Source organism: Jatrophihabitans sp. (genome assembly GCF_036389215.1).
Lineage (GTDB): Bacteria > Actinomycetota > Actinomycetes > Mycobacteriales > Jatrophihabitantaceae > Jatrophihabitans_A.
Window position 1 is genome coordinate 1 of the sequence record NZ_DASVQG010000039.1, and the last position, 2,816, is coordinate 2,816.

Below are 2,816 nucleotides of genomic sequence, written 5' to 3' on the forward strand. Positions count from 1 at the left end.
CCGCGGTGGTCGACGGCCCTCAGCTGTGCCGGCCTGACGCTCGACGGCCGGCGCTTCCGCGGGTGGGCTGCGCGACGACGTCCAGCAGCAGGCGCTCGCGGGCTGGGTGCGACCCTGCCCGGCCGGTGACGCCTCGCGGACTGATCAGTGTTCGCGGGCGACGAAGACCGCGACGGTCCGGCCGGGCACGGTGAACGTCCCGGTGGCCCTGTCGAAGCCGGCGGTTCGCACGATCGGATCGGAGCCGCGGGCCTGGAGGGGATCCAGGACGTAGCGCCGGCCCGCCAGCCCGGCCACCGTCTGGGTGGTGGCGTTCGGGGTGGCGTTGAACACCACGACCAGCCCGGCGAGGTGGTGATCGACGTTCTTGCCGACGGTGTCATCGATGCGCATGGTGATCACGCCCGGCGTCGAACTCGGCCCGCTGTTCGGGAAGCTCAGCTTCTGCTCGATCAACGCCGCGGTGCCGAGGTGGAACAGCGGAGTGCTCCTGCGCAGCTTCAGCAGCGTTTCCGATTGACCCAACGCCGAAAGGATGTCCGGCCTGGCGGGCTTGAGCGCCGGGTCGGCCAGCAGCGGCTTCTCGTAGGGCCACATGCCGGAGTTCGAGGCGGCCGGCGGCAGCCCACGACCGAATCCATTGGTGTTGTAGGACAGATCGAGGACGTTGAACCAGTCACCGGAGTTGTAGCTGTTGCTGTCGAAGGACTTGCTCCGCAGGTTCTCGGTGCCGGCCTGCCAGAACGAGACCCCCTGGGACAGCGCGGTGGTGGCCAGCGACAGGGTCTGCATCCGGATCCGGTCGGCCATCGTGGTGGATTGCGGCAGCTTCAACGCCAGCGCGTCGTAGAGGGTCTGGCCGTCGTGGGCGTCGACGTAGGTGATGGCCTCCTGTGGATCGGCGGTGTACCCCGCCGGCTGGCCGTTGTAGTCGACGGCCGAACCCTTGACCCGACTGCCGGCGGCGTTGATCAGGGTGTAGTCCGCGAGGTTGCCGGTGAGGCCGACCTTGATCAGGTCCTCGTCGTGCAGCAGGGTCGCCCTCTGGGCAGCGGCGTCGCCGTTGACCGGGTCGCCGTTGGGGTCGGTGTACTGCCCGCTCCCGAATCCCTGGATCCGGGGATTGGTGTCGAACGGGCCACCGCCGCGGACGGCGTCTCGCAACCGGTCGTTGAAGGTGCCGATGCCGGTGCCGGCCATGTTCACCTGGGTGGCATTGACGAACAGCGCGTTGCCGGCCACCTCCCCGAAGTCCCAGCCTTCGCCGTAGACGTAGATCTTGCGGCCGTTGACGCCGTCCTTGGCCGGCGTCAGCCGGTTCAGCGCCGCGCGCACGTCGAGGAGATTCTGCTTGGGGTGATGGCCCATCAGGTCGAAGCGGAACCCGTCGACCTTGTACTCCTTGGCCCAGGTGACCACCGAGTCGACGACCAGCTTGCCCATCATGGTGTGCTCGGTCGCGGTGTTGGGGCAGCAGGTGGAGGTGTAGACGTGGCCGGACTGGTCCAGGCGGTGGTAGTAGCCCGGCACGATCCGGTCGAGGTCGTTGGCGCCGGCCTGCCCGGCGTCAGCGGTGTGGTTGTAGACGACATCCATCACGACCCTGAGGTGATGGCGGTTCAGCGCGGCGACCATGGTGCGGAATTGCAGGGTGCGCGCGGCGCCGTTCGGGTCGGTGGCGTAGGAGCCTTCGGGAGTCGTGTAATGCATCGGGTCGTAACCCCAGTTGTAGCCGTCGGTGTCCGCGACCGACGTGGTGCAGGCCTGCTGCTGGTCGCTGTCAGGCGGGTAGGACGCCAGGTCGCACGGCGGGCTCTGCCACGTGGACTTGTCCTCGTTGACCGAACGGCTGGCGAAGTCGAACGATGGCAGCAGGTGCACGGTCGTCAGGCCCGCCCTCGCCAGCGCGGTGAGGTGCCGGACGGCGTTGCTGGAGGTGTCGCTGAACGCCTGGAAGGTACCCCGGTGCGCCGCCGGGACGGTCGGGTCGCTGACCGAGAAGTCGCGGACGTGCAGCTCGGTGATCGACTGGTTCTCAGGCTTGGGCAGCGGCGGCTTGGCAAGGCGTGACCAGCCGGCCGGCTTCAGGCCACGGTCGTTGAGGTTGACCAGCAGGCTGCGGGTCGAGTTGGCGGACAGGCCGACGCTGTAGGGGTCGGTGACCAGGTTGTGCTCGACCTTGCCGGTCTCCGGAACGTAGACGGTGACGTCGTAGAGGTAGTAGTCGCCCTTCCAGGCACGCGGACCGGTCACGCTCCACACCCCGTCACGGCTGCGGAACAGCGCTATCCGCGCGATGGGTGAGGCGCTGGTGGCATCGGAGTACACGTTGACGGTGACGTGCTGCGCGGTCGGGGCCCACAGGCTCAGCACCGGCCGGCCGGTGCGCTTCCAGCTGATGCCGAGGGTGCGCTTGGCGGCACCGGCGTACAGGTCGTCGAGAACGCCGGGAATCTGCAGGCCGGCGCCGTCGACCAGGACGCCGCTGGCATCGAAGGCGGCCACCGCCACCTGTCCGGTGAGAATGGCCGGCAGCAGCCCGAGGTACTGGTCCGGGATCCGCAGGGCGCCAAGCGCGGCCTGGGCCGGGAACTTCTGCTTGACGGTGGCCGGCAGTCCGTTCGGGTTGTACGCCAACGGGAGGTAGTTGCCGCCGGTGACGCCCGTCTCGTCGACGCCCAGCCCGCCGTTGGGTGCGTAGTACAGCCGGTAGCTGCGCTGGGCGGCCGACGCGCCGAGCGCCCAGCCGATGTCGCGCCGGGACAGCCAGTAGGCGGTCGGGGTGGTGATGTCGACGGTCGCTGCCGCGCCGGTCA

At 69.0% G+C, this 2,816-nt stretch carries 1 protein-coding gene; it reads right to left on the reverse strand.

What is annotated here, in order from left to right:
- Positions 1 to 144: 144 nt before the first annotated feature.
- Positions 145 to 2,816: pullulanase-type alpha-1,6-glucosidase (gene pulA / locus VF542_RS01720; RefSeq protein ID WP_408649978.1), on the reverse strand; the 2,672-nt coding region annotated here is incomplete at its 5' end.